Source organism: Variovorax boronicumulans NBRC 103145 (assembly GCF_001591345.1).
GTDB lineage: Bacteria > Pseudomonadota > Gammaproteobacteria > Burkholderiales > Burkholderiaceae_C > Variovorax > Variovorax boronicumulans.
In genome coordinates, this window is the sequence record NZ_BCUS01000005.1 from 44,169 (window position 1) to 68,525 (window position 24,357).

A 24,357-nucleotide genomic window follows, 5' to 3' on the forward strand; every position below is an offset into this window, starting at 1 on the left:
ATCCACAGCGACAAACGAAAGCCCGCGAATGAAGGTACTGGTGATTGGAGGAGGGGGCCGCGAGCACGCACTGGCGTGGCGGCTGGCGCAGGGCAACCGGGTCAGCCGCGTCTACGTGGCGCCCGGCAACGGCGGCACCGTGAGCGACGAACGCTACGACTGCATCGACATCACCGAACCCGCCGCGTTGCGCGAGTGGGCGATGGCCGAGAAAATCGCGCTGACCGTGGTCGGCCCCGAGGGGCCGCTCGCCGCGGGCGTGGTGGACGAGTTCCGCGCGCACGGCCTGCGCATCTTCGGCCCGACGCAGGCGGCTGCGCAGCTCGAAAGCTCCAAGGCCTTCTCGAAGGCCTTCATGAAGCGCCACAAGATCCCGACGGCCGAATACGAGGCCTTCACCGACGCCGCTGCCGCTCATGCGTACATCGATGCCAAGGGCGCACCGATCGTCGTCAAGGCCGACGGCCTGGCCGCCGGCAAGGGCGTGGTGGTTGCCATGACGGCGCAGGAAGCCCATGAGGCCGTCGACTTCATGCTGGTCGACAACAAGTTTGGCGTGTCGCACAACGAAGGCGGCGCACGCGTCGTCATCGAAGAATTCCTGCAAGGCGAAGAAGCCAGCTTCATCGTGATGTGCGACGGCAAGAACGTTGCCGCGCTGGCCACCAGCCAGGACCACAAGCGCCTGCTCGATGGCGACGAAGGCCCGAACACCGGCGGCATGGGCGCGTACTCGCCCGCACCGGTCGTCACGGCCGAGGTGCATGCGCGTGCGATGCGCGAGATCATCCTGCCAACCATCCGCGGCATGGAAAAGGACGGCATTCCGTTCACCGGCTTCCTCTATGCCGGTCTCATGATCGACGCGGCCGGCCAGCCCAAGACGCTCGAATTCAACTGCCGCATGGGCGACCCCGAGACGCAGCCGATCATGATGCGCCTGAAGTCCGACCTGTTCGAGGTGTTCTGGCACGCCACCGACGGCACGCTCGACCAGGTCGAGCTGCAGTGGGACCGCCGCGTGGCACTGGGCGTGGTGATGGCCGCGCACGGCTACCCGCTGTCGCCGCGCAAGGGCGACCGCATCAGCGGCATCCCGGCCGAAGCACCCGATGCCGTCGTGTTCCACGCCGGTACCACGCTGGAGAACGGCGAGCTCAAGACCAGCGGCGGCCGCGTGCTCTGCGTGACCGTGCTGGCCGACAGCGTCAAGCAGGCGCAGCAGCGCGCCTACGAGGTCGCGGCGCGCGTGCAGTTCGACGGCGCGCAGTACCGCAAGGACATCGGCTACCGCGCCGTCAACGCGCGCAACACGCCCCACGCCTGATGCCAGCCACCCAGCCGAAGGCGGTCGGCGACTACCTGCGCGGACTGCAGCAATCGATCATCTCGGCGGTCGAGGCGGCGGATGGTGGCAGCGCGGTGCGCGATGCCTGGCAGAAAGAGCCCGGCGAGCCGCTGCAGGGCAACGGCCTGACCTGCATCCTCGAAGGCGGCGCGCTGTTCGAGCGCGCCGGCGTCGGCTTCTCGCAGGTGCGCGGCGCCAAGTTGCCGGCCTCGGCCACGCAGAACCGCCCCGAGCTCTCGGGCGCGCCGTTCGAGGCCATGGGCGTGTCGCTGGTGTTCCATCCGCGCAATCCCTACGTGCCGATCGTTCACATGAACGTGCGCATGCTGGCCGCGCAGCCCGCGGGCGGCGGCGATCCCGTGTGCTGGTTCGGCGGCGGCATGGACCTCACACCCTGCTACGGCTTCGAAGAAGACGCGGTGCACTTTCACACCGTGTGCCGCGATGCGCTCGCACCGTTCGGCGTCGACAAGTACCCGCGCTTCAAGACCTGGTGCGACGAGTATTTCTTCCTGAAGCACCGCAACGAGCAGCGCGGCATCGGCGGCATCTTCTTCGACGACTTCGCCGAGGGCGGCATCGAGAACGGCTTTGCGCTGATCCGCTCGGTCGGCGATGCCTTCCTGCAGGCCTACCTGCCGATCGTCGAACGCCGCCGCGGCATGCCGTACGGCGAGCGCGAACGCGAATTCCAGCTGTACCGGCGCGGGCGCTATGTCGAGTTCAACCTCGTGTGGGACCGCGGCACGCACTTCGGCCTGCAGTCGGGCGGACGCACCGAATCGATCCTGCTGTCGATGCCGCCGCTCGCGAGCTGGGCCTACCGGCAACAGCCCGAAGCGGGCAGCCCCGAAGCCGCGCTGTACAGCGACTTCATCGTGCGCCGGGACTGGGTGTGAGCCCCACCGGTTCCGCTTTGCGCATCGGCGTCTTCGGCGGGGCCTTCGACCCGCCGCACAACGCGCACGTCGCCCTGGCCGAAGCTGCATTGGCGCAGCTCGATCTGACGGAGTTGCACGTCATTCCCACGGGGCAGGCCTGGCACAAGAGCCGCACGCTCACGCCGAAGGAAGACCGCCTCGCGATGGCGCAACTGGCCTTCGGCAACTTGCAAGGCAAGGTCGTCATCGACAGCCGCGAGGTGTTGCGCGACGGCCCGACCTACACGCTCGACACGCTGCATGAATTGCAGAAAGAGCAGCCCGGCGCACAGCTCGTGCTGGTGATGGGCGCGGACCAGGCAGCGGCCTTGCCGACCTGGCACGGCTGGCAGGATATACTCGGCATTGCTATCGTTTCTGTAGCGTATCGCGCACTATCGACGGGTGACGTCACTCGTTTTGATCCGAAACAGCTGCCCGGCCTCCCGGCTGGCGCGCGTTTCGAGGCGCTTGAACTGCCTGCCGCCATGGACACCAGCGCCACCGATATCCGGCGGCGTGTGGCGTCGGGTGTGGACATTTCCTCGCTGGTTCCGCCCACGGTTGCACGCTATATTGACCAACACCACCTCTACCGCTCTGCCTGATGACCACTGAAGCCGCCGCCAAAAAAGACATCCAAAAACTCCAGCGAGCCATCATCGATGGTCTCGAAGACGTCAAGGCGCAGGACATCCAGGTATTCGACACGGAGCACCTCTCGCCGCTGTTCGAGCGCGTGATCGTGGCGTCGGGCACCTCCAACCGCCAGACCAAGGCGCTCGCCTCGAGCGTGCGCGACGCCGTGCGCGAAGCCGGCTTTGCCAAGCCGCGCACCGAGGGCGAGGAAAACGGCGAGTGGATCATCGTGGACTGCGGCGCGGCCGTGGCGCACATCATGCAGCCCGCCATCCGCCAGTACTACCACCTCGAAGAGATCTGGGGCGACAAGCCGGTGCGCGCCAAGCTCGGCGCCACCAAGCCCGCGCTGGCCACCGCCTCGTCCGTCGTCAAGGGCGCCGAAGAGAAGAAGACGGCCGCCGCCAAGACGCCGAGCCTGCGCCGTTCGAGCGCCGCCAAGACCGCGATCCGCGCGGCCGAGCAGGAAGCCAAGGCCGCCAAGGCCCCGGCGAAGAAGGCCGCATCGAAGACCGCAGGCAAGACCGCCGCCAAGAAGGCCCCCGCGAAGAAGTCCGCCACGGGCACCGCGCGCGTGCCGGTGAAGGTGGTCGGCAAGCCGGCCGCCAAGAAGACCGCTGCGAAGAAGGCGCCGGCCAAGAAGGCGCCAGCCCGCCGCGCATGAAGCTGCTGGTGGTCGCCGTCGGGCAGCGCATGCCCGACTGGGCGCAGACTGCCTGGGACGACTACGCCAAGCGCTTCCCGCCCGAGCTCAAGCTCGAGCTGCGCGCCGTCAAGACCGAGCCGCGAGGTTCCAAGACACTCGAGACGCTGTATGCCGCCGAGCGCGAGCGCATCGAAGGCGCCATCGCCCGCGGCATGCGCATCGTCGTGCTCGACGAGCGCGGCACCGCGCTCACCACCAAGGCGCTGGCCACACGGCTGCAGACCTGGCAGGTTGAGGGCGACGACGTCGCGCTGGTCATCGGCGGCCCCGACGGGCTCGACCCGGCCTTCAAGGCCGCCGCGCACGAACGCATCCGCTTGTCCGACCTGACCCTGCCGCATGCCATGGCGCGCGTGCTGCTGGTCGAGCAGCTCTACCGGGCGTGGTCGGTCAACGCGGGCCATCCCTACCACCGGGAATGACCACGGGGCCGGCGGTGGGGCCCACCTCGGAGACCTGAACTTGCCTGACTTCATTTATCTCGCGTCGCAAAGCCCGCGCCGCGCCCAATTGCTCGGCCAGCTCGGCGTGCGCCACGAACTGCTGCTGGCCGGTGCCGACGAAGACGCCGAGGCGCTCGAGGCCTTGCTGCCGAACGAATCGCCGACCGCCTACGTGCAGCGCGTGACCGCCCTCAAGCTCGATGCCGCCGTTGCGCGCCGCAAGCGCCTGGGCCTGGCCGATGCGCCCGTGCTCTGCGCTGACACCACGGTCGCGCTCGGCCGCACCATCCTCGGCAAGCCCGAGGACGCGCGCGATGCCGAGCGCATGCTCACGCACCTGTCCGGCGCCACGCACCGCGTGCTCACGGCGGTCGCGCTGCAGAACGGCCGTCGACGCCATGCGGCGCTCAGCGTGTCGCGCGTGCGCTTCGCCACGCTGTCGAAGAAGCAGGTCACGGCCTACGCCGCCAGCGGCGAGCCGCTCGGCAAGGCCGGCGCCTACGCCATCCAGGGCGCGGCGGCTGCGTTCGTGGAGCACATCAGCGGCTCCTATTCGGGCATCATGGGACTCCCCATGTTCGAGACCGCGCAACTGCTTCGAGGCGTCGGTTTCAATACTTAAGACATCCATGCAAGACATCCTGATCAACTGGTCTCCGCAGGAGACCCGTGTGGCGCTGGTCGAGCACGGCGCGGTGCAAGAGCTGCACGTCGAGCGCACGCTCGAGCGCGGGCTGGTCGGCAACATCTACCTGGGCAAGGTCTCGCGCGTGCTGCCCGGCATGCAGTCGGCCTTCATCGACATCGGCCTGGAGCGCACCGCCTTCCTGCACGTCGCCGACATCGTCTCGCCGTTCACGCCGGGCTCGCGCCCGAGCGCCGCGCCGCCCGAGCGCGACCACCGCAACGGCGGGCCGATGGTGCCTATCGAGAAGCAGGTGTTCGAAGGCCAGTCGCTGCTGGTGCAGGTCATCAAGGACCCGATCGGCACCAAGGGCGCGCGGCTGTCCACGCAGATCAGCATCGCCGGACGCCTGCTGGTATTCCTGCCGCAGGACAACCACATCGGCGTGTCGCAGAAGATCCCGCCCGACCAGCGCGAGTCGCTGCGCAACCGCATGCTGGCGCTCATCGAGGCGGCCGCGGCCGCCGAGAGCGGTGGCGTGGTGCCTGTGAACACGGGCGGCTTCATCCTGCGCACCAACGGCGAAGACGCCGCCGACGCCGAACTGGCCGAAGACATCGCCTACCTGCGCAAGACCTGGACGCGCATCCGCGAGGCCTCGAGCCGGATGCCGGCCATGTCGCTGCTGCACCAGGACCTGAGCCTGCTGCAGCGCGTGCTGCGCGACATGACGAGCGAAGACACGCAGACCATCCGCATCGACTCGCGCGAGCAGTTCGAGGTGCTGCTGAAGTTCGGCCTCGAATTCATGCCGCAGGCGGCCGGCAAGCTGCAGCACTACAAGGGCGAGCGGCCGATCTTCGACCTGTATTCGGTGGACGAGGAAATCGCGAAAGCGCTGGGCCGGCGCGTCGACCTGAAATCGGGCGGCTACCTCGTGGTCGACCAGACCGAGGCGCTGACCACCGTCGACGTGAACACCGGCGGCTTCGTCGGTGCGCGCAACTTCGACGACACCATCTTCAAGACCAACCTGGAGGCCGCGCAGGCCATTGCGCGGCAGCTGCGCCTGCGCAACCTGGGCGGAATCATCATCGTCGACTTCATCGACATGGCGCGCGACGACCATCGCGAGCAGGTGCTGGCCGAGTTCCGCAAGCAGCTCGCGCGCGACCGCGTGAAGACCACGGCCGGCGGCTTCTCGCAGCTCGGCCTGGTCGAGATGACCCGCAAGCGCACGCGCGAGTCGCTGGCCCACATGCTGTGCGAGCCCTGCGTGGCCTGCGGCGGGCAGGGCATCGTGAAGACCGCGCGCAGCGTGGCCTACGACGTCATGCGCGAGATCCTGCGCGAAGCGCGGCAGTTCACGCCGCGCGAGTTCCGCATCGTCTCGTCGCCGCAGGTCATCGAGCTGTTCCTCGATGAAGAGAGCCAGCACCTCGCGGGGCTGAGCGACTTCATCGGCAAGCCGATCTCGCTGCAGTCGGAGCCGGCGATCGGGCAGGGGCAGTACGACATCGTGCTGCTCTGACGACAGGAGCGCGCGGCCCGTTGCAACGACGGGTCAGCGCTTCGACTCCTGGCCTTGCCGCATCCAGACGCTGGCCAGCGCGGCGGCCACCAGCATCCCGGCGATCAGCAGCAGCCCATTCTTCGTGCTGCCCGTGCTCTGTTCGATCCAGCCCATCACCGAGGGGCCGATGAAGCCGCCCACGAGGCCGCAGGTGTTCACGAGCGCCAGCCCACCTGCCAGCGCCACGCCGGCCAGCCGTGACGACGCGAACAGGAAGATCACGGACTGCACCACGAAGAACATCGAGCCCGTGAGGCAGAAGCCGGCCAGCGCGACGGCCGGGCTTGCGAAGGCTGCGATCAGCAGGCCCACCGCCATCGAGACCAGCCCGACCAGCAGCAGGCGCCGGCCGCGTTGCGGCGTGACCGCGAGGCGGGGCAGCGCAATGGCGCCGACGGCGGCGGCCACCCAGGGCAGCGAGTTGAGCGCGCCGATTTCCAGCGGCGAGAGCTTGCCGTAGGTGCCGATGATGCTCGGCAGAAAGAAGATCACCGTGTAGATGCTGATCTGGTGGCAGAAGTAGACAAAGATCGCCAGCCAGATCTGCCGGTCGACCAGGCAGGCGCGGAACGACTCGCCGACCTGGCCGTTGGCCACGTCTTCCGCGCGTTCGGCAGCGAGCTGGCGTTCGATGGCCTGCGCCTGCGGGCGCGTGAGCCAGCTGGCACTCGAAGGCCCGTCAGGCAGCTTGCGCCAGACCACGAAGGCCAGCGCCACGGCGGGCAGGCCTTCGAGCACGAACATCCATTGCCAGCCGTGCCAGCCCCACAGGCCGTCCATCTGCAGCAGCGCGCCGCCGACCGGGCCGCTGAGGATGTTCGCGATGCACACGCCGAGCAGGAAGTAGCCCGTGGCGCGTGCGCGGTCCTTGCGGCCGAACCAGTAGTTCAGGTACAGCATCACGCCCGGGAACAGGCCGGCTTCCGCCGCGCCGAGCAGGATGCGCATCACGTAGAACGAGGTCTCGCCCGTGACGAAGGCCATGCCGGCCGACAGCAGGCCCCAGGTGATCATGATGCGGGCGATCCACCAGCGGGCGCCCACGCGGTGCATCACCAGATTGCTGGGCACTTCGAGCAGCGCGTAGCTCAGGAAGAACAGCCCGGCGCCCAGCCCGTAGGCGGCTGCCGAGATGCCGATGTCCACGGCCATGTGGCTCTTGGCCAGCGCGATGTTGGTGCGGTCGATGAAGCTGATCACATAGGCCAGCACCAGCAGCGGCATGAGCTTGCGGAAGATCAGCGCATTGAGCGAGGCCTGCTCGTCGACGGCCTGGCGGGCGCGCAGGCCCGGCGGCGTGGCGGGGATGGATGGGTGTTGCATGGGATGTCTCTCTCCTGTCCTGTCGTGTTCTGGCGGAAGGTCGTCGGCGGGCGCCGGCGGGCGTGCAGATGCGGCCCGGTCATGGGCCGGGCCGAGTCGGGTCAGTGGTTCTGGCGCAGGGCTAGAAGTCGACGTTCGCCGCGCCCTTGAGACCGAGGATCTCGCGCGCCTCGGCGGGTGTCGCGATGTCGATGTTCAGCGCCTCCAGCACGGCGCGGATGCGCAGCACCTGTTCGGCGCTCGATGCGGCGAGTCGGCCCGGGCCGATCCACAGCGAGTCTTCGAGCCCGACGCGCACGTGCGCGCCCATGGCCGCGCCGATGGTGGCCAGCGGAAGCTGGTTGCGGCCGGTGCCGAGGATCGACCACTCGAAGCGGTCGCCGAACAGCCGTGCGGCGGTGCGGCGCATGTGCATCAGGTCTTCGGGGTCGGCGCCGATGCCACCCAGGATGCCGAAGACCGTCTGCACGAAGACCGGGGCCTGCACCAGCCCGCGGTCCAGGAAGTGCCGCAGGTTGTTGAGGTGGCTCACGTCGTAGCACTCGAACTCGAAGCGCGTGCCGTTGGCGTTGCCGAGCTTGAGGATGTTCTCGATGTCGGCGAAGGTGTTCTTGAAGATCAGGTTGCGGCTGTTCTCCAGGTGCTCGCGCTCCCATTCATGTTCGAAGGACTTGAAGCGCTCCAGCATCGGAAAGAGGCCGAAGTTCATCGAGCCCATGTTGAGCGACGCGAGCTCGGGCTTGAAGGTGGTGGCCGGGCGCATGCGCTCCTCGACGCTCATGTGCGGGCTGCCGCCGGTCGTGATGTTGATCACCGCATCGGTCGCGGCCTTGATCTTCGAGAGGAAGGGGCGGAACAGGTCCGGGTCCTGCGACGGGCGGCCGTCCTTCGGGTCGCGCGCATGCAGGTGCAGGATCGCGGCGCCGGCGCGGGCGGCTTCGATGGACGCGTGCGCAATCTCGTCGGCCGTCACGGGAAGGTGCGGCGACATGCTGGGCGTGTGGATGGCGCCCGTGGGGGCGCAGGTGATGATGGCTTTGGGGCGTTGGGCCATGAGGTGTCCGGAAAGAAGAAGAGGGAAGGAAAGGGAATGCGAGCGGATCAGCTCAGTGCCTGCGTGTGGCCGTCCACCACGAGCTCCTGGCCCGTGACGCTGGCGGCCAGGTCGCTGGCGGCGAACAGCACCATGTTCGCGATGTCCGTGGCCGTCACCATGCGGCCCAGCGCGGCCTGCGCGGTGTAGGCACGCGTCACTTCGTCGAGCGGCTTGCCCAGTGCGTCGGCCTTGGCGGCGATGACTGCACGGATGCGCGGACCATCGACCGCGCCCGGCAGGATCGCGTTGACGCGGATGCCGTCGGCCCCGAGCTCGAGCGCCAGCGTTTTCGTGAAGCCGATGACGGCCCACTTCGAGGCGGAGTAGGGCGAGCGCCCCGGCATGCCCAGGTGCCCGGCGGCCGAGGACAGGTTGATGATGGCGGGCAGGCGGCCCTTGCGCAGCCGCGGCACGGCCAGCCGCACGCAGAGGAACTGGCCGGTGACGTTGACGGCCATCGTGCGTTCCCAGTCGGCGAGCGAGACGGTCTCGACCGGGCCGGTGGGGCCGGCCACGCCGGCGTTGTTCACCAGCACGTCGAGGCCGCCGAGTTCGCGGTCGACGGCCTCGAAGAGGCGGGCCACGTCGTCCTCGTTCGACACGTCGGCGACGCAGCGGCCCACCTCGGGCAGTTCACGCGCCAGCTGGTCGAGGCTGGCAGCCTGCACATCGCAGACGAAGACCTTGGCACCCGCCGCCGCGAAGTTGCGCACGATGTCCAGGCCGATGCCGTTGGCACCGGCGGTGACGAGCACGCGCCGGCCGGCGAGGGAGTTGTTGTTCCACATGCTGAAGAGATCCTTGAGGTCGATTTTTGGAATGACGGGGATCGTATATCTGTGATCACAGATAATTCATAGGGAATACCCCGGCCATATACTTCGACGCATGAGCCTCACCGATCTCGTCACCCCCCTGAAGCGCCAGACGCTCAGCGCCAACGTCTACGACCAGTTGCGCGACCTCGTGATGAGCGGGCAGATGATGCCGGGCGAGCAGATTTCATTGCGCAGCGCGGCCGAGGCGCTGGGCGTGAGCGTGATGCCGGTGCGCGAGGCGATGCAGCGTCTGGTGGCCGAGCAGGCGCTCGAACTCACGCCCAGCCGCACCTTGCGCGTGCCCCGGATGACGGCGGCGCAGTTCAAGGAAATCACCACCATCCGCACCAACCTCGAGGGCCTGGCCACGGAAGTGGCGGCCTCGGCGCCGGGCGCGGTGGCACTGCGCGACATCACGCGCTGGCACGACGAGTTCGCGGCCGAGATGAATGCAGCGAGCCCGGACGGTTCGAAGCTCGTCACCTTCAACAAGGAGTTCCACTTCGCGGTCTACGCCGCGGCCGACATGCCGGTGTTGCTGCAGATGATCGAGGCGCTGTGGCTGCGCATCGGCCCCATCCTCAACTACGACCTGCGGGCCGGTTCGCGCCGCGTGGGGGACAAGGTGGCGATGTCGCACCATGCGGCGCTGCTGGCCGCGCTGAAGCGCCGCGACGGCGCCAAGGCCCGTGCCGCGCTGCAGGGCGACATCGAAAGCGCCGCGGAATTCATCCTGTCGACGGGCGTGCTGGTGTCCGATGGCACGCTGCCGCCGCAGAACGCCGCACCGGCGGCGAAGAAGGCGCGCAGCGCGGCAGGCACCGCGCGCTGAGGGGCGTCAGAGCGTCGGGTCCTGCCCCGGCGCCGCGCTGCGCACCGCCAGCGTCTGCAGTCGCGCGTAGAGCCCGTCGCTCGCCATGAGCTGCTCGTGGCTGCCTTGCTCGGCGATGCGGCCTTGCTCCATCACGATGATGCGGTCGGCATGCTGGATGGTCGACAGGCGGTGCGCCACGATCAGCGTGGTGCGGCCCTGCATCAGGCGCTGCAGGGCGTCCTGCACCAGCCGTTCCGATTCGGTGTCCAGCGCCGACGTGGCTTCGTCGAGCAGCAGCACGGGCGCGTTCTTGTACAGCGCGCGGGCAATCGCCAGCCGCTGGCGCTGGCCGCCCGAGAGCTGCGTGGCGTTGTGGCCCAGCACGGTCTCGATGCCCTGCGGCAGGGTCTCGACGTGCGTGCTCAGGTTGGCCGCTTCGAGGCAGGACTGCACGCGCGCGATGTCGATGTCGCCGCCCAGCGCCACGTTGGCGGCGAGCGTGTCGTTGAGCATCACCACGTCCTGGCTCACCATCGCGAACTGGGCGCGCAGGCTCTTGAGCTGCCACTCGCTGGTGTCGTGGCCGTCGAGCAGCACCTGGCCGCCGCTGGGCTGCACGAAGCGCGGCAGCAGGTTGACCAGCGTGGTCTTGCCCGAGCCCGAGGGGCCGACGAAGGCCACCACCTGGCCCGGTTCGATGACGAGGTTCACGCCGTCGAGCGCGCGCTGTTCGTCGTCGCCGCGGTAGCTGACCTGCACGTTGCGCAGTTCGATGTGTCCTTGCGCGTGCGCGACGCTGAAGCTGCCCTGCGATTCGGGCGCCACCTCGTCGATGAGGATCAAGCCGCGCTCCAGCGCTGCGAGGCCGCGCGTGATCGGCCCGGCCACTTCGGCCAGGCGGCGGATCGGTGCGATCAGCATCAGCATGGCCGTGATGTAGGCGACGAAGCCGCCCACCGTGAAGCCCTGCTTGCCGCTTTGCCACAGCGCGATCATCACCACCACCGACAGCGCCAGCGAGGCCATCATCTGCGTCAGCGGCGTGGTGGCGGCCTGGGCGATGGTCGATTTCACGGCCAGGCGATTCAGGCGCTGGCTCAGTTGTTCGAAGCGGCGCTCCTGCGCCTGCTCCGCGCCGTGCAGCCGCACCACGCGGTGGGCCAGCACGTTTTCCTCGACCACGTAGGCCAGCTCGTCGGTGGCCTGCTGGCCTTGCTGCGTGAGCTTGTACAGGCGCTTGGAGAACACCTTCATGATCCAGGAGATGCTGGGCACCAGGAAGGCGACGATGAGTGTGAGCTTCCAGTTCAGGTAGACCAGATAGCCCAGCAGCGCGATCAGCGTGAAGCCGTCGCGCGACAGGCCGAGCAGCGCCTGCACCAGCAGCATGGCGCCGGTCTGCACCTCGTACACGACGGTGTTCGACAGCGCACTGGCCGACTGCCGCGCGAACAGCGCCAGCTCGGCGCCGAGCAGCCGTTCGAACAGCACGCGGCGCAGCTTCTGCATGCCTTCGTTGGCGATGCGCGAGAGCGCGTACTGCGAAATGAACTGCGCGATGCCGCGCACGGCGAACAGAAGCAGCACGGCGGCCGGAATGAACCACAGCGGCATCTCGCCGCGCGTGAAGCCCCGGTCGAGCAGCGGCTTGAGCAGGGCGGCCATGAGCGGCTCTGTGAGTGCGGCCAGCAGGGCGCCGATCAGCCCCACGGCCCACCATTGGCGCGAACTGCCGAACCAGGTCATGAGTCGCGCCAGCCGGCGCATGAGGGGAGGGCGGGCGCTCTCGCTGCCGGGGGATGCTTGCATATGGCGGCGGATTTTACGGGGCCGCTCCGACCGCCTTTTTGAGGGGCTGTAGGACCATTTCGCCGGATAAACGTTTTGTGACGGCGGGTTCAACCCAGTGTGTAACATGTGGCCCGTGAAACGCCGGGGAGAAACTTTTTACCCGGAAACCTCTCCGAACCGCATGAACAAGCCGTTGCCAGATCTTTCCCCAACTCCTTCTTCATCGTTGATTGCACGCCGCAGCCTCATCGCGGCCCTTGCTGCCTCTCCCATGCTTCCCGCCATGGCCCAGTTCCGGGTCGAGGTGTCGGGCGTGGGGCTGACGCAGTTGCCGATCGCGCTCGTGCCTTTCCGGGGGCAGGACGCCTCGCCCCAGAAGATTTCCGACATCGTCCAGGCCGACCTCGAACGCAGCGGCCAGTTCCGCGGCGTCGATGCCTCGGGCCAGGCGCTGGACGAGTCCTCGCGCCCCGACCTCGCCCTGTGGCGCCAGCGCACCGCCGATTCGCTCGTGGTGGGCAGCGTGAGCCGGTTGGGCGACGGCCGCTACGACGTGCGCTTTCGCCTGTGGGACGTCGTGAAAGACCGCGACCTCGGCGGCCAGAGCTACACCGTGCCGCAGGGTGACCTGCGCCTGGCAGCCCACCGCATCGCCGACTACGTGTACGAGAAGCTGACCGGCGAGAAGGGCATCTTCTCGACCCGCATCGCCTACGTCACCAAGGGCGGCAGCCGCTACTCGCTGTGGGTGGCCGACGCCGACGGCGAGAACGCGCAGGCGGCGCTCGCCAGCCCCGAGCCGATCATCTCGCCCTGCTGGTCGTCCAACGGCCAGCAGCTGGCGTATGTGTCCTTCGAGTCGCGCAAGCCGGTGGTCTACGTGCACAACGTGGCCAGCGGCCAGCGCCGGCTGCTCGCCAACTTCAAGGGCTCCAACAGCGCCCCGGCCTGGGCACCCGACGGCGGCTCGCTGGCCGTCACGCTCAGCCGCGACGGCGGTTCGCAGCTGTACACCATCCCGGCCAGCGGCGGCGAACCGCGCCGCCTGACCCAGAGTTCGAGCATCGACACCGAGCCCGTGTACTCGGCCGACGGCAGCACGATCTACTTCGTGAGCGACCGCGGCGGCGCGCCCCAGATCTACAAGATGAGCGCCGGCGGTGGCAACCCGACGCGGGTCACCTTCAGCGGCACCTACAACATTTCTCCATCTGTCAGCGGCGATGGCCGGTGGTTGGCCTACATCTCGCGGGTCGGCGGTGCGTTCAAACTCCACGTGATGGAGTTGGCCAGCGGCAATGTCGCCGCGATCACCGACACCACGGCCGACGAGAGCCCGAGCTTCGCACCCAACAGCAAGCTGATCGTCTATGCCACGCACCTGCAAGGCCGCGAGGCGCTCATGACGACCACGCTGGACGGAAAGATCAAGGCCCGCCTCGCGGGCCAGGCGGGAGACATCCGTGAACCGGACTGGGGTCCGTTTCAAAAGCAATAAGCATTGACCAGATAAATTTACTTGAGGAGTTCGCAAATGTTGAAACGTACGATCTATTCGCTCGCCATCGTGGCGCTCATCGCCGGTTGCTCGTCGGGCACCAAGCTCAACGAAACGCCGGTCACCGACCGCAGCGGCACGGCCGGCGGCCAGCAAGGCGGCGCAACCGCCGTGGCCCCGGTGACCATCGACCCGAACGCCAACACGGCGCAAGGTCCGGTCGGCGTGGCACGCATCGTGTACTTCGACTACGACAGCTACACGGTCAAGCCCGAGTTCCAGTCGGTGATCGACGGCCACGCGCGCTTCCTCAAGGGCGCCACGCAACGTCGCATCTCGATCGAAGGTCACACCGACGAGCGCGGCGGCCGCGAGTACAACCTGGCCCTCGGCCAGAAGCGTTCCGAAGCCGTGCGCCGTGCGCTCACGCTGCTGGGCGTGAACGACAGCCAGATCGAAGCCGTGAGCTTCGGCAAGGAAAAGCCCGCGGCCCAAGGCTCGGGTGAAGAAGTGTGGGCGCAGAACCGCCGCGCTGAAATCCGCTACACCCGGTGATGCAGCCACGTGCCCTGTGGCGAGGCGCGGCCCTCGCCGCCGCCTTGTTCTGCGCGTCGGCCGGCTCGCAGGCGGCGCTGTTCGAGGACGACGAGGCGCGCCGCGCCATCCTCGACCTGCGCCAGCGCGTCGAAGCCATGCGCCAGCAGACCGACCAGCGCCTGGCCGACGAGAACGGCCAGCTGCGCCGCAGCCTGCTCGACCTGCAAAGCCAGATCGAGCAGATGCGCGGCGAGCTGGCACGCATGACCGGCCAGAACGAGCAGCTCACGCGCACGCTGAGCGAAATGCAGTCGCGCCAGACCACGATCGACGACAAGCTCAAGCAGAACGAGCCTTCCAAGGTCTCGATCGACGGCCGCGAGTTCAACGCCGATCCGAAGGAAAAGGCCGACTTCGAAGCCGCCCTGGGCGTCTTCCGCTCGGGCCAGTTCGCGCAGGCCCAGACCGCCTTCGCCGAGTTCGTGAAGCGCTACCCGCAAAGCGGCTACAACGCGTCCGCGCTGTTCTGGCTCGGCAATGCGCAGTACGCCACGCGCAACTACAACGAAGCCATCGCCAATTTCCGCTCGATGCTCTCGCTCGCGCCCGACCACGCCAAGGCGCCCGAAGCCGTGCTGTCGATCGCGAACTGCCAGATCGAACTGAAGGACACGCGCGCCGCACGCCGCACGCTGGAAGACCTGACCAAGGCCTACCCGCAATCGGAAGCCGCACAGGCTGGCCGCGAGCGCCTGTCGCGCCTGCGTTGACGCAATGACCGTTTCGGCGGAGTGTTCCGCTTGAGAGTGCTTCGATGACGCCTTCGGCTGAAGAAGCCTCGTCCCTCCCCATGGCCGCCGCGGATGTCCTCACCGACACCGCGGCGCCTGACTTTGCGCGCCGCTTCGGCGGCCTCGAGCGCCTGTACGGCGTGGCCGGTGCCGCGCGCATCCGCCACGCGCATGTGCTGGTCGTCGGCATCGGCGGTGTGGGCTCGTGGGCGGTGGAGGCATTGGCGCGCAGCGGGGTGGGGCGCCTGACGCTCATCGACCTCGACCATGTGTCGGAGTCGAACATCAACCGCCAGATCCACGCGCTCGACTCGACCGTCGGGCAGGCCAAGGTCGAGGCCATGCGCGAGCGCATCGCGCAGATCAACCCCGACTGCCAGGTGCTCGCCATCGACGAGTTCGTCGAGCCCGACAACTGGGCGTCGCTGCTCGAGACCGCACAGGCCGCCCACGGGCCGGTGCACGCGGTCATCGATGCCTGCGACCAGGTGAAGGCCAAGCTCGCCATGGCCGCCTGGGCACGCACGGTGTCGCGCAGCACCGCGTTCATCACGGTCGGTGCGGCGGGCGGCAAGCGGCAGGCGCACAAGGTCGACATCGACGACCTGTCGCTCGTCACCCACGACCCGTTGCTGGCCCAGCTTCGCCAGCGGCTGCGCAAGCTGCACGGCGCGCCGCGCGAAGGCCGCAAGATCGGCCTGGCCTGCGTGTTCAGCCGCGAGAGCGTGGCACCGCCCGATGCGTCCTGCCAGATCGATGCGGGCGACGGTTCGCTCAACTGCCACGGCTACGGATCGGTGGTCAGCGTGACCGCCACCTTCGGTCAATGTGCGGCAGGGTGGGTGCTCGACGAAATTGCGAGAAACACCACGCTATAATCCAAGGCTTTGCTGGATTCAACGTCGGCAAGAAGCAAGAAAAATGGTTCCGGGACGTTAGCTCAGTTGGTAGAGCAGCGGACTTTTAATCCGTTGGTCACTGGTTCGAATCCAGTACGTCCTACCACCGAGCCATGCGAAACATGAAAAGCCAGCTGTCACCCGACAGCTGGCTTTTTTCTTGGGTTCGACGCCAGGACCGCGTCAGGACGCCGGTTGTTGCCTGAGCCGCTTGAGCAGTTCGCGCCCCACACCGAGCGCCGATGCCGGGTTCTGCCCGGTGATGAGTTCGCGGTCCATCACCACGTTCGGAGTGAACGGCGCCTGGTTGCTGCTGTAGGCGCCGCCGGCCTGCTGCAGCGCGGTCTGCGGATAGAACTTCATCGTGCCGCCCTGCAGCGCCGCCTTGGCAAGCTCCTCTTCCTGGTTGCTGATCACGGTCATGCGGTAGCCGGCGTAGATCCAGTCGGGGCGTTGCTCGACCGTGCCGCCCGCCGCGAGCCGGTTGGTGAAGCCCTGTGCATCGGGCAAGGTCGAGAGCAGTGCGATCGGGCCGTGGCACACGAGGGCCGTGGTCTTGTGGCGCGCATGAAAGTCCGCGAGCAGCCGGCCCAGCGCGGGGCTGGTCAGCAGGTCCTGCATGGGCGCATGGCCGCCCGGCACATAGACGGCGTCGAAGCGGGCGTAGCCGATCTGCGCCACGCGCGACAGGCTGATCACCGGCGAGTCCTTGCGCGAGGTGAGCTTCAATTTGTCGAGCAGCGCCTTGTGCTGTTTGAGGGCGGCTTCGTCGCCATCGAAATACATCTTGTCGACCGACGATGCGTCCACGGTGGGCGCGTTGCCCAGCGGCGTGGCGAAGGTCAGCTGGTGGCCGGCGTCGAGCAGCAGCTTCACCGGCTGCATCAGTTCGTTCAGATAGAAGCCGGTGGCGAAGACCTTGCCGTCCTTCAGGTCGAGGTGGTCGGCATCCGAGAGCACGACCAGCACGTTGGCAGCCTGCGCGCCGAGAGCGGCCAGGCCGAGGGTCGCGACGGCGGCGAGTTTGTGAAGAGCGTTCATGGACGTCTTTCCTTTCAGTTCTGGCGCAGCAGCAGCTCGCGCATCGCCGCGCCGACACCCGCGGCCGACTGCGGGTTCTGCCCCGTGACGAGCCGGCCGTCGACCACGACCTGCGCCGTCCAGTCGGGCGCCGGATGGTGGTGCGCGCCGCGTTGCACGAGCGTGGTGGCGAGCAGGAAGGGCACGGTCTGCGCGAGGCCGACGGCGCGTTCTTCGTCGTCGGTGAAGGCGCTGAGGTTCTTGCCCGCGACCAGGTAGGCGCCGTTGCCCAGCGTCACGTTGACCAGCGCCGCGGGGCCGTGGCACACCGCGCCCACCACGCCGCCCGCTTTGTAGACCTCGCGGGTCACGCGCGCCGCGTCGGGGCTCGTCGGAAAGTCCCACATCGCGCCGTGTCCGCCGGCAAAGAAGATCGCGCTGTACTTCGAGACGTCGACATCGCCCAGGCGCTGCGTGTGGCGCAGGGCCTCGCGAAAGCCGCTGTCGTTCCAGTAGCGCGCATTGACCGCATCGCCGAGGTCCAGGCCATCGACCGGCGGTTCGCCGCCCTGGATGGACGCGAGTTCGAATGCAATGCCGGCCGCCTCGAGCTCGGCCAGCGGGTGGGTCAGTTCGCCGAGGTAGAAGCCCGTCGGCTCACCGCCGGTGGCGCCCTTGGTGCCATGGCTGGTGAGCACCATCAGGACGGGGCGGATCGACGGGGCGGTGGTGGTGGAAGTCATCTGTAGCTCCTGGAGAAAAGGTGAAGAGGCAGGGCCCTGCGGCCCTCGAGATCGAATGTATTGATTGCCTCTTCGGCGATAAACTGGCCAATCGGGAAAACATTTGTTCTTCAGGAGACAAGATGAGCCGCCGATTCGATCACCTCGGGGATGTGGAAACCTTCGTCACCGTGGTCGAGAAGGGCTCGATGACGGCCGGTGCCGTGGCGCTGGCGACGACGCCCTCGGTGCTCAGCCGCGCGATCACGCGCCTGGAGGCGCGGCTGGGCGTGCAGCTGCTGCGCCGCACGACGCGGCGCCTGAGCCTCACCGAGCACGGGCGGCTGTACCTGGAGCAGTCGCGTGCGGCCTTCGCGCTCATCGACGATGCCGAGCGCGCGATGCAGGGGCAGGGCGACGAGCTGACGGGCAGCGTGCGCCTGAGCGTGCCCACCACCTACGCCCATCACCGGCTGCCGGCGCTGTTGCAGCCTTTCTGCACCCTCCACCCGCAGGTGCGCGTCGAGCTGAACATCACCAACCGCAACGTCGACCTCGTGGCCGAGGGCTACGACCTCGCGATCCGCATGGGTCCGCTGCCCGACAGCGGCCTGGTCGGGCGCAAGCTCGAGGACGCGCCGATGTGCCTGCTGGCCGCGCCGGACTACATCGCGCGCGCAGGCATGCCGGCGCGCATCGGCGACCTCGCGCAGCACGCTTGCCTGCCTTTCGTGATGCCCAGCACCGGCCGCGTGGCGCCGTGGATTCTTCAGGAGGACGGGCGCGACGTGGACTGGACGCCGCACGGCAGCCTCCAGGTGTCGGACGATGTGCTGGGCGTGGTTGCGCTCGCGCTGAGCGGGCTCGGGATCTGCCAGACCTACGACTTCATCGCGCGCCCGCTGTTCGCGCAGGGCCGCGCGGTGGAGGTGCTGGCGCCGGCATGTGGACGCTCGCGGCCCGTGTCGGTGATCTATGCGCCGCACCGGCGGCTGTCGTCTGCCTCGCGCGCCCTGATCGATGCGTTGGCCGGCGCGCCGGCCTGACGCGGTGCGCGGGGCTCAGCGGTCGAACGCGGCCTGCAGCTCGGCCTTGCTCGTGACGCCGCGTTGTAGCTGGAGCATGAGCAGCAGGCGTGCCTTTTGCGGGCTCAGGTCGCCCGCCATCACGGCGCCGGCCTCGTCGCTGGTCTTGCCGCCGCCCACGAAGCCGTAGACCGGGCGCGTGCGGCCGTTGTGCACGCGCGTGGAGACGACCACCGGCACGCCCTTGGACAGCGCGTACTTGAGCGCCTCGAACATCGAGACGTTCATGTTGCCCATGCCCACCGCCTGCACCACGATGCCCTTGGCACCCTGGTCGACGGCGTAGCGCATCAGCGAGCCGTCGGCGCCGCCGAACATGGCGACGATTTCCACGCGCGGCATCTCGGCGCTGCCGATGTCGATGTGCTGGCGGCGCAGCGGCGCGCGGGTGAAGACGACCTTGTCATCCCACACCTCGCCCAGGAAACCGAAGTCGCCCGAATTGAAGGTCTCGACGTTGGCGGTGTGCGTCTTGGTGACGTTGCGCGCCGCGTTGATCTGGTTGTTCATCGCCAGCATCACGCCCTTGCCGCGCGCCTCGGGCGTGGTGGCGATGCGGATGGCGTTGAGCAGGTTGCGCGGGCCGTCGAAGTCGGGCGACGAGGCATTGCGCTGCGCGCCGATCAGGATCACCGGCTTGTCGGACTTGACGGTCAGGTCCAGCCAGTAGGCCGTTTCTTCCATGGTGTCGGTGCCGTGCGCGATGACCACGCCGGCCACCTCGGGGCGCGCGAGCGCGTCGTCGACGGCCTTGGTCAGGCGCGTCCACCATTTCGCCTCGATGTAGTTGGACGACATGGCCGAGAAGTTGTTGACCTCGATGGTCGCGTACTTGCCGGCGTCGGGCACCGTCTGCATCAGGTCGTCGCCCGAGATCGCGGGCACCACGCCCTTGGTGACAGGGTCGACCTTCATCGCGATGGTGCCGCCCGTGGCGATGAACTGCACGACGGGTCGGGTCTGCGCCTGTGCCTGCGCCGACGTGGCCACGGCTGCCAGGCCGATCGTCGCAAGTGCGAGTGTCCTCTTCAGAGTCTTCATGGGTTTCCTTGGCGGTGTGAGGGTGCGCGCCGATGCTACGCGACGGCTGCGCCACACCGTGGACGCCAAGGAAGATGTGCCCCGTCGGGCACGCAGGCAGGGCTACGCCGGGGCGTGCCAGTCTTGCGTGGTCTGCGGCGAGAGGTTCACGGCGCCTTCGTGGCAGGGCTGAACCTCCAGGGGATCGCACGGGCTGCTGATCTGGCGCCCGTCGAACTTGATGCGGATGTGCGAACTGCTCGCGCCGGCGACGGTGCCGAGCCGGCCGCCGCAGATGACGCGGGCTCCTCTTTCGAAGCTGACGCCGTAGCGTTCGCGGATGTCCCTGAGGCTCATGTGATTCCCTTTGTTCCCTGTGCTGACAGTGAACGAATCGTCTCTTGGGCCCGCGTGGTACTGCGTAGGTCGCATTCCGTTACACCGTGTAGGAAAAAAGAGGGGTTGACGGAAGGCGGACGCCTTGGGGGCGCCAGCGCGCAGAAATGAAAAAGCCCTCGCGAGGAGGGCTTTTGTCGGAATGTGGTCGTGAACTCTTACGCGGTCCACGCTACGGCAAAGATTCGTTTGCGGAAGTCATTGTTGTTTTTCTCGTCGCTATGACTTCGACGCGCTGGTATGAGATTCAGCTTGCCTGGCCAGGCAAATGCCCGATGATTTCGGGCAACCGCGAATTATATACCAGAATGAACCGACCCCATCAAAAGCCTCGGCCCGGCGCGCAGCGGTGCAGGCAAAAAAACAGCCCGCACGAGGGCGGGCTGGAAGGTGACTTGCTGGAGGAGGGAGGATCAGAGGTGCAAGCCACCGGGAGAAACCTCACTGTGCCCGGCGAATCTGTACGCAACCTGACCTCGCGAAAAGAGGCCCTTTGGGCCTTCAGTCTTCGTCTTCCCACTTGCCGATCACGGTGCCCAGCACGGTGAAGGGCACGCGCACGGCCTCGTGCGCAGGGTTCAGCGGCAGCAGCCAGCGGCGGCCCGCGTCTTCCTTGTAGACCTTGAAGGTGACTTCGCCACGGATGTCGTCGTCCAGCTTGGCGACCACGCGCTCGCCATCGTCGGGCGTGGTGTGCTGCGGGTCGACGAAGACGATCGATCCGGCCGGGTAGCTCTTCAGGTGCCCGTGCGGCGAGGTCATGCTGTCGCCGCGCACGCGCAGTGCGTAGGTGCCGGTGCTGTGGTGCGCGATGCAGGGAATCCATCGTTCGGCCAGCGTGGGCCGGGGCGGCGATTCGGCGCCGCGCCATTCGCCGGCCTGCTCCCACGAGATCAGCGGCACGGTGCCGGGCGTCTGGGGCGCGAAAGCCGGGCCGACGGGCGCGATGCGGGTGACGCGGTAGGGGCCGGGCGGCTCGTGGGCGTTGTCGCGTGCCAGGCGGATCTGCACCTCGTCCCAGGGGGCGGGGCCGTCGCCGGTGTCGAGCCAGTTGGGGTCGGCGCGGTAGGCGCGTGCCAGGGCGAGCACGCTCATCGACCGGCTGGTGTCGCCACGCTCGATCTTCGAGATGCTCGACTGCTTGACGCCCGAAGCGGCCTCGGCCTGCTTCTGCGTCATCTTGGCGAATTTGCGTGCGGCCAGGGCACGTGAAGCAATAGTCTCCATGGGGTGGAGATTCAAGCGCAGATGAATATTCGTATTGGACTCTAAAATAGGAAAAAAAGGGAGGATCGATATGAAGCCACGCGAATTGGTGCAGGCGCTGCGGGCGCTCGGATTGACGCAAAAGCAGATCCAGGAACGCACGGGCATTCCGCAGCCCACGGTCAGCAAGATCGGGCTGGGGCGGGTGAGCGACGTGATGTCGCGCCACTACGTCGCGCTGCTGGCCGCCTACGAGCAGCGCATGAAGGAAGAGGCGCTGCGGCCGGCCCCGCACTACGGGCCGCCGCCAGCCGGCGACTGACCCGGAAGTGGCCGGATCAGGCCGGCTTGAGCCGTTCGGCGGGCTCGGGCGGCGTCAGGGCCAGCGTGGTGCTCACGCGCACGCAGTCCTTGATGTGCTGTTCGCCCAGCGCGCGCAGCGCGGCATAGCCGAGCGCGGCCGACACGACCTGCCCGGCGATGGGCACGTACTTGGTGGCCTGCTTGGCGGTGAGGCGGATGCCGGCGTGCCGGGCCAGCTTCATCAGCAGCTCGCGCGTGACGAGCCGCCCCACGAGCAGGGCGCCCAGCGTGGTCGCGGCCTTCTGGATGCGCTCGCGCTGGTGCGGCGCGAGCTTTTCGACCTGGGTGACGGAGAGGCCGAACTCGGAACTGATCTGCGGCACGAGGCGCGACAGCAGCGCCGCGTCGGCCATCCAGTCGACGCCGGGCAGTGGAATGGCGCTGGCGGCGGCGGCCATGAGGGCCTTGCGGCCGATCAGGCGTCGGCTGCGGTGGATGGCCGCGATGAGTTTTTCATCGCCCCGGGCGAGTTCGATCGAAGAAGGCATGCGGCGTGGCTCCTTGGCGGGTTCCCTGACCTTGCCATGCTACCCGGCCCGCGCAGGCTGGCCGGTTGCAAGCCGCGCGCGGGCAGGGGGCTTAGGCCGCCAGCGCTTCGAGCTGGTCGGACAGCGCCAGCCAGCGCTCTTCGAGTTGCGCGATCTCGTCGTTGAGCGCCTTCAGCCGCTTGCCGGCATCGGCGATCTCCGCGGGCGGCAGCGGTTCGGCCAGCCGGGCTTCGAGCGTGCTGCGCTCGGCGCTGGCCGCGGCCATGCGCTCGTCGATCTTGGCGATCTCCTTCTTCAGCGGCTTGGCCTGCTCGCTGCGCTGCTGGCGCTCCTGGGCGTCCTGCTTGCGCTGCTCGGGGGTGTTGCTGCTCTTCACTGGCGCTGCCGCTGCGGCGGCCGCAGCAGCCGCCGCCACGGCGTCCGCTTCGCGCACGGCCACCTTGGCCTCTTCGCGCAGGCGCTTGGATTCATCGAGCAGGTAGCGCTGGTAGTCGTCCAGGTCGCCGTCGAAGTCGGTGACGACGCCGCGGCCCACGAGCCAGAACTCGTCGCACACCGAACGCAGCAGCGCACGGTCGTGGCTCACCAGCATCAGCGTGCCTTCGAACTCGTTGAGCGCCACGGCCAGGGCCTCGCGGGTGGCCAGGTCCAGGTGGTTGGTGGGCTCGTCCAGCAGCAGCAGGTTGGGGCGCTGCCAGACCATCATCGCGAGCACGAGGCGGGCCTTTTCGCCGCCGCTCATGGTGCCCACGGGCTGCTTGACCATGTCGCCGCTGAAGTTGAAGCTGCCCAGGTAACCGCGCAGGGCCTGCTCGCCGGTGGCTTCCTTGGCATTGCTGCCGAGTTCGCGCGCCATGCGCACCATGTGCTCGAGCGGATTGTCCTGCGGGCGCAGCACGTCGAGTTCCTGCTGCGCGAAGTAGCCGATATTCAGTCCCTTGCCTTCGGTGACCTGGCCGGCCAGTGCGCCCATTTCGCGCGCAATGGTCTTCACCAGCGTCGACTTGCCCTGGCCGTTGGCGCCCAGGATGCCGATGCGCTGGCCCGCCAGCACCGAGCGGCTGACGCCGCGCAGGATGGTCTTGGGCGCTTCGCCTTCGATCTCATAGCCGAAGCTCGCGTTGTCGATCGAGAGCATCGGGTTCGGGATGTTGCCCGGCTCCTTGAACTCGAAGGTGAAGTCGGCTTCGGCCAGCAGCGGCGCCACGCGCTCCATGCGCTCCAGCGCCTTGACGCGGCTTTGCGCCTGCTTGGCCTTGCTGGCCTTGGCCTTGAAGCGGTCGATGAACTTCTGCAGGTGGGCGATCTTGTCCTGCTGCTTGCTGAAGGCCACCTGCTGCTGCTCCATCTGCAGCGCGCGCATGTCCTCGAACTTGCTGTAGTTGCCGCCGTAGCGCGTGAGCTGGGCGTTGGCGATGTGCAGGGTGACGTCGGTCACGGCGTCGAGAAACTCGCGGTCGTGGCTGATGACGATCATGGTGCCGGCGTACTTCTGCAGCCAGGCTTCGAGCCAGACCAGGGCGTCCAGGTCCAGGTGGTTGGTCGGTTCGTCGAGCAGCAGCAGGTCGCTGGGGCACATCAGCGCGCGGGCCAGCTGCAGGCGCATGCGCCAGCCGCCCGAGAAGCTGTTGACGGGCTCGTCGAGCTCGTGCGACTTGAAGCCCAGGCCCAGCACCAGCGCCTGCGCGCGCGGCACGGCGTCGTGCTCGCCGGCATCGGCCAGGTCGGTGTAGGCGTGGGCCAGCTCCATGCCGATGTCGGCGTCGTCGGGGTTCTCGGCATAGGCGGCCTCGATGGCGGCCAGCGTGGCGCGCAGCTCGGTCAGGCGGGTGTCGCCGCCGACCACGAAGTCGGTGGCCGACTCCTCGGTCTCGGGCATGTCCTGCGCCACCTGGGCCATGCGCCACTGCTTGGGAATGTAGAAGTCGCCGCCGTCTTCGTGCAGCGTGCCGTTGAACAGCGCGAACAGCGACGACTTGCCGGCGCCGTTGCGTCCCACCAGGCCGACCTTTTCGCCGGGGTTGAGATTGACGGTGGCGCCGTCCAGCAGTTTCTTGGCGCTGCGGCGAAGAATGACGTTTTTGAGAGTGATCATGAGTGAGGAACCGTAGGGGCGATTATCCCGCCCGGCCTTCGGCGACCCGGCGCGAAGGGGCAAAGGCGGACATCGCCCGATGAAAGGGGGCGCAGCCCGGAGGCTGCGTGCAAGGCGGTGAAGCGGGGGCGGCGGGCGTCG

General features: G+C 68.0%; 25 protein-coding genes and 1 tRNA gene. 15 read left to right on the forward strand and 11 right to left on the reverse strand.

Going from position 1 to position 24,357, the window contains the following annotated elements:
- Positions 1-28 precede the first annotated feature (28 nt).
- Genes purD through rng form a run of 7 tightly spaced genes read left to right on the forward strand, consistent with a single transcriptional unit; the run spans position 29 to position 6,212 of the window.
- Positions 29-1,327, forward strand: a complete 1,299-nt coding sequence (gene purD / locus VBO01S_RS02720; protein ID WP_062470106.1) for a phosphoribosylamine--glycine ligase — start codon at positions 29-31, stop codon at positions 1,325-1,327.
- On the forward strand, positions 1,327-2,247 hold the full coding sequence (gene hemF, locus VBO01S_RS02725; protein WP_062470108.1) for an oxygen-dependent coproporphyrinogen oxidase: 921 nt from the start codon (positions 1,327-1,329) through the stop codon (positions 2,245-2,247). Before purD ends, hemF begins: the two co-directional genes overlap by 1 nt.
- Complete coding sequence (gene nadD / locus VBO01S_RS02730; protein WP_062470111.1) at positions 2,244-2,876, forward strand: nicotinate (nicotinamide) nucleotide adenylyltransferase; 633 nt, start codon at positions 2,244-2,246, stop codon at positions 2,874-2,876. The genes hemF and nadD overlap by 4 nt, the downstream gene beginning before the upstream one ends.
- Complete coding sequence (gene rsfS, locus VBO01S_RS02735) at positions 2,876-3,571, forward strand: ribosome silencing factor (RefSeq protein WP_062470113.1); 696 nt, start codon at positions 2,876-2,878, stop codon at positions 3,569-3,571. Before nadD ends, rsfS begins: the two co-directional genes overlap by 1 nt.
- Positions 3,568-4,035, forward strand: coding sequence for a 23S rRNA (pseudouridine(1915)-N(3))-methyltransferase RlmH (gene rlmH / locus VBO01S_RS02740; RefSeq protein WP_062470115.1), 468 nt, complete (start codon positions 3,568-3,570; stop codon positions 4,033-4,035). Before rsfS ends, rlmH begins: the two co-directional genes overlap by 4 nt.
- A gap of 40 nt (positions 4,036-4,075) precedes the next feature.
- Positions 4,076-4,678 (forward strand): Maf family protein, encoded by a 603-nt coding sequence (locus tag VBO01S_RS02745; RefSeq protein ID WP_062470118.1) that lies wholly within the window; start codon positions 4,076-4,078, stop codon positions 4,676-4,678.
- 7 nt (positions 4,679-4,685) lie between these two features.
- A complete protein-coding gene (rng, locus tag VBO01S_RS02750) occupies positions 4,686-6,212 on the forward strand; it encodes a ribonuclease G (RefSeq protein ID WP_062470121.1) in 1,527 nt (508 codons plus the stop codon).
- A gap of 33 nt (positions 6,213-6,245) precedes the next feature.
- On the opposite strand, the gene VBO01S_RS02755 is transcribed toward rng, so the two are convergent.
- From VBO01S_RS02755 to VBO01S_RS02765, 3 genes are all read right to left on the reverse strand, one after another.
- Positions 6,246-7,577, reverse strand: a complete 1,332-nt coding sequence (locus VBO01S_RS02755; protein WP_062470124.1) for an MFS transporter — start codon at positions 7,575-7,577, stop codon at positions 6,246-6,248.
- A gap of 121 nt (positions 7,578-7,698) precedes the next feature.
- Positions 7,699-8,631, reverse strand: coding sequence for a 3,5-dioxohexanoate:acetyl-CoA acetone transferase (gene kce / locus VBO01S_RS02760; protein WP_062470127.1), 933 nt, complete (start codon positions 8,629-8,631; stop codon positions 7,699-7,701).
- Between the two features lie 47 nt (positions 8,632-8,678).
- Positions 8,679-9,461, reverse strand: a complete 783-nt coding sequence (locus VBO01S_RS02765; RefSeq protein WP_062470130.1) for an SDR family oxidoreductase — start codon at positions 9,459-9,461, stop codon at positions 8,679-8,681.
- Between the two features lie 100 nt (positions 9,462-9,561).
- On the opposite strand from VBO01S_RS02765, the gene VBO01S_RS02770 reads away from it, so the two are divergent.
- Entirely contained in the window at positions 9,562-10,323 is a 762-nt protein-coding gene (locus VBO01S_RS02770; RefSeq protein WP_082817950.1) for a GntR family transcriptional regulator, read from the forward strand.
- A gap of 6 nt (positions 10,324-10,329) precedes the next feature.
- Here the strand turns inward: VBO01S_RS02770 and msbA are convergent, their stop codons facing one another.
- Positions 10,330-12,114 carry a lipid A export permease/ATP-binding protein MsbA gene (gene msbA, locus VBO01S_RS02775; protein ID WP_062470135.1) on the reverse strand — a complete coding sequence of 595 codons (1,785 nt, stop codon included), beginning with the start codon at positions 12,112-12,114 and terminating at the stop codon, positions 10,330-10,332.
- Between the two features lie 163 nt (positions 12,115-12,277).
- Between msbA and tolB the strand changes: the two genes are divergently transcribed.
- The 5 genes from tolB (at position 12,278) to VBO01S_RS02800 (ending at position 15,927) form a co-directional block, all read left to right on the forward strand.
- Entirely contained in the window at positions 12,278-13,594 is a 1,317-nt protein-coding gene (gene tolB, locus VBO01S_RS02780) for a Tol-Pal system beta propeller repeat protein TolB (RefSeq protein ID WP_082817951.1), read from the forward strand.
- A gap of 36 nt (positions 13,595-13,630) precedes the next feature.
- The gene (pal, locus tag VBO01S_RS02785; RefSeq protein WP_062470142.1) at positions 13,631-14,149 is read left to right on the forward strand and encodes a peptidoglycan-associated lipoprotein Pal; all 519 of its coding nucleotides are present in this window, start codon (positions 13,631-13,633) and stop codon (positions 14,147-14,149) included.
- A complete protein-coding gene (gene ybgF / locus VBO01S_RS02790; RefSeq protein WP_062470144.1) occupies positions 14,149-14,901 on the forward strand; it encodes a tol-pal system protein YbgF in 753 nt (250 codons plus the stop codon). The genes pal and ybgF overlap by 1 nt, the downstream gene beginning before the upstream one ends.
- 80 nt (positions 14,902-14,981) lie before the next feature.
- The gene (locus VBO01S_RS02795) at positions 14,982-15,800 is read left to right on the forward strand and encodes a tRNA threonylcarbamoyladenosine dehydratase (RefSeq protein ID WP_235926844.1); all 819 of its coding nucleotides are present in this window, start codon (positions 14,982-14,984) and stop codon (positions 15,798-15,800) included.
- 51 nt (positions 15,801-15,851) lie between these two features.
- Positions 15,852-15,927 (forward strand) — tRNA-Lys (locus VBO01S_RS02800).
- Positions 15,928-16,004: 77 nt separating this feature from the next.
- On the opposite strand, the gene VBO01S_RS02805 is transcribed toward VBO01S_RS02800, so the two are convergent.
- Positions 16,005-16,862: a type 1 glutamine amidotransferase domain-containing protein gene (locus VBO01S_RS02805; protein ID WP_062470150.1), complete on the reverse strand. Its 858-nt coding sequence runs from the start codon at positions 16,860-16,862 to the stop codon at positions 16,005-16,007.
- A 14-nt stretch (positions 16,863-16,876) separates the two neighbouring features.
- Positions 16,877-17,584, reverse strand: coding sequence for a type 1 glutamine amidotransferase domain-containing protein (locus VBO01S_RS02810; protein WP_062470153.1), 708 nt, complete (start codon positions 17,582-17,584; stop codon positions 16,877-16,879).
- Between the two features lie 122 nt (positions 17,585-17,706).
- Between VBO01S_RS02810 and VBO01S_RS02815 the strand changes: the two genes are divergently transcribed.
- On the forward strand, positions 17,707-18,609 hold the full coding sequence (locus tag VBO01S_RS02815) for a LysR family transcriptional regulator (protein WP_062470156.1): 903 nt from the start codon (positions 17,707-17,709) through the stop codon (positions 18,607-18,609).
- Positions 18,610-18,624: 15 nt separating this feature from the next.
- On the opposite strand, the gene VBO01S_RS02820 is transcribed toward VBO01S_RS02815, so the two are convergent.
- The 3 genes from VBO01S_RS02820 to VBO01S_RS02830 form a co-directional block, all read right to left on the reverse strand.
- Positions 18,625-19,689: an asparaginase gene (locus tag VBO01S_RS02820; RefSeq protein ID WP_062470159.1), complete on the reverse strand. Its 1,065-nt coding sequence runs from the start codon at positions 19,687-19,689 to the stop codon at positions 18,625-18,627.
- Between the two features lie 102 nt (positions 19,690-19,791).
- Positions 19,792-20,025 (reverse strand): hypothetical protein, encoded by a 234-nt coding sequence (locus VBO01S_RS02825; RefSeq protein ID WP_062470163.1) that lies wholly within the window; start codon positions 20,023-20,025, stop codon positions 19,792-19,794.
- 540 nt (positions 20,026-20,565) lie between these two features.
- Complete coding sequence (locus VBO01S_RS02830) at positions 20,566-21,291, reverse strand: helix-turn-helix domain-containing protein (RefSeq protein WP_082817952.1); 726 nt, start codon at positions 21,289-21,291, stop codon at positions 20,566-20,568.
- 70 nt (positions 21,292-21,361) lie between these two features.
- On the opposite strand from VBO01S_RS02830, the gene VBO01S_RS02835 reads away from it, so the two are divergent.
- On the forward strand, positions 21,362-21,592 hold the full coding sequence (locus VBO01S_RS02835; protein ID WP_062470169.1) for a helix-turn-helix domain-containing protein: 231 nt from the start codon (positions 21,362-21,364) through the stop codon (positions 21,590-21,592).
- A gap of 16 nt (positions 21,593-21,608) precedes the next feature.
- On the opposite strand, the gene VBO01S_RS02840 is transcribed toward VBO01S_RS02835, so the two are convergent.
- Positions 21,609-22,121, reverse strand: coding sequence for a hypothetical protein (locus VBO01S_RS02840; protein WP_062470172.1), 513 nt, complete (start codon positions 22,119-22,121; stop codon positions 21,609-21,611).
- Positions 22,122-22,212: 91 nt separating this feature from the next.
- Positions 22,213-24,216, reverse strand: coding sequence for an ABC-F family ATP-binding cassette domain-containing protein (locus tag VBO01S_RS02845; protein ID WP_062470175.1), 2,004 nt, complete (start codon positions 24,214-24,216; stop codon positions 22,213-22,215).
- Between the last annotated feature and the right edge of the window lie 141 nt (positions 24,217-24,357).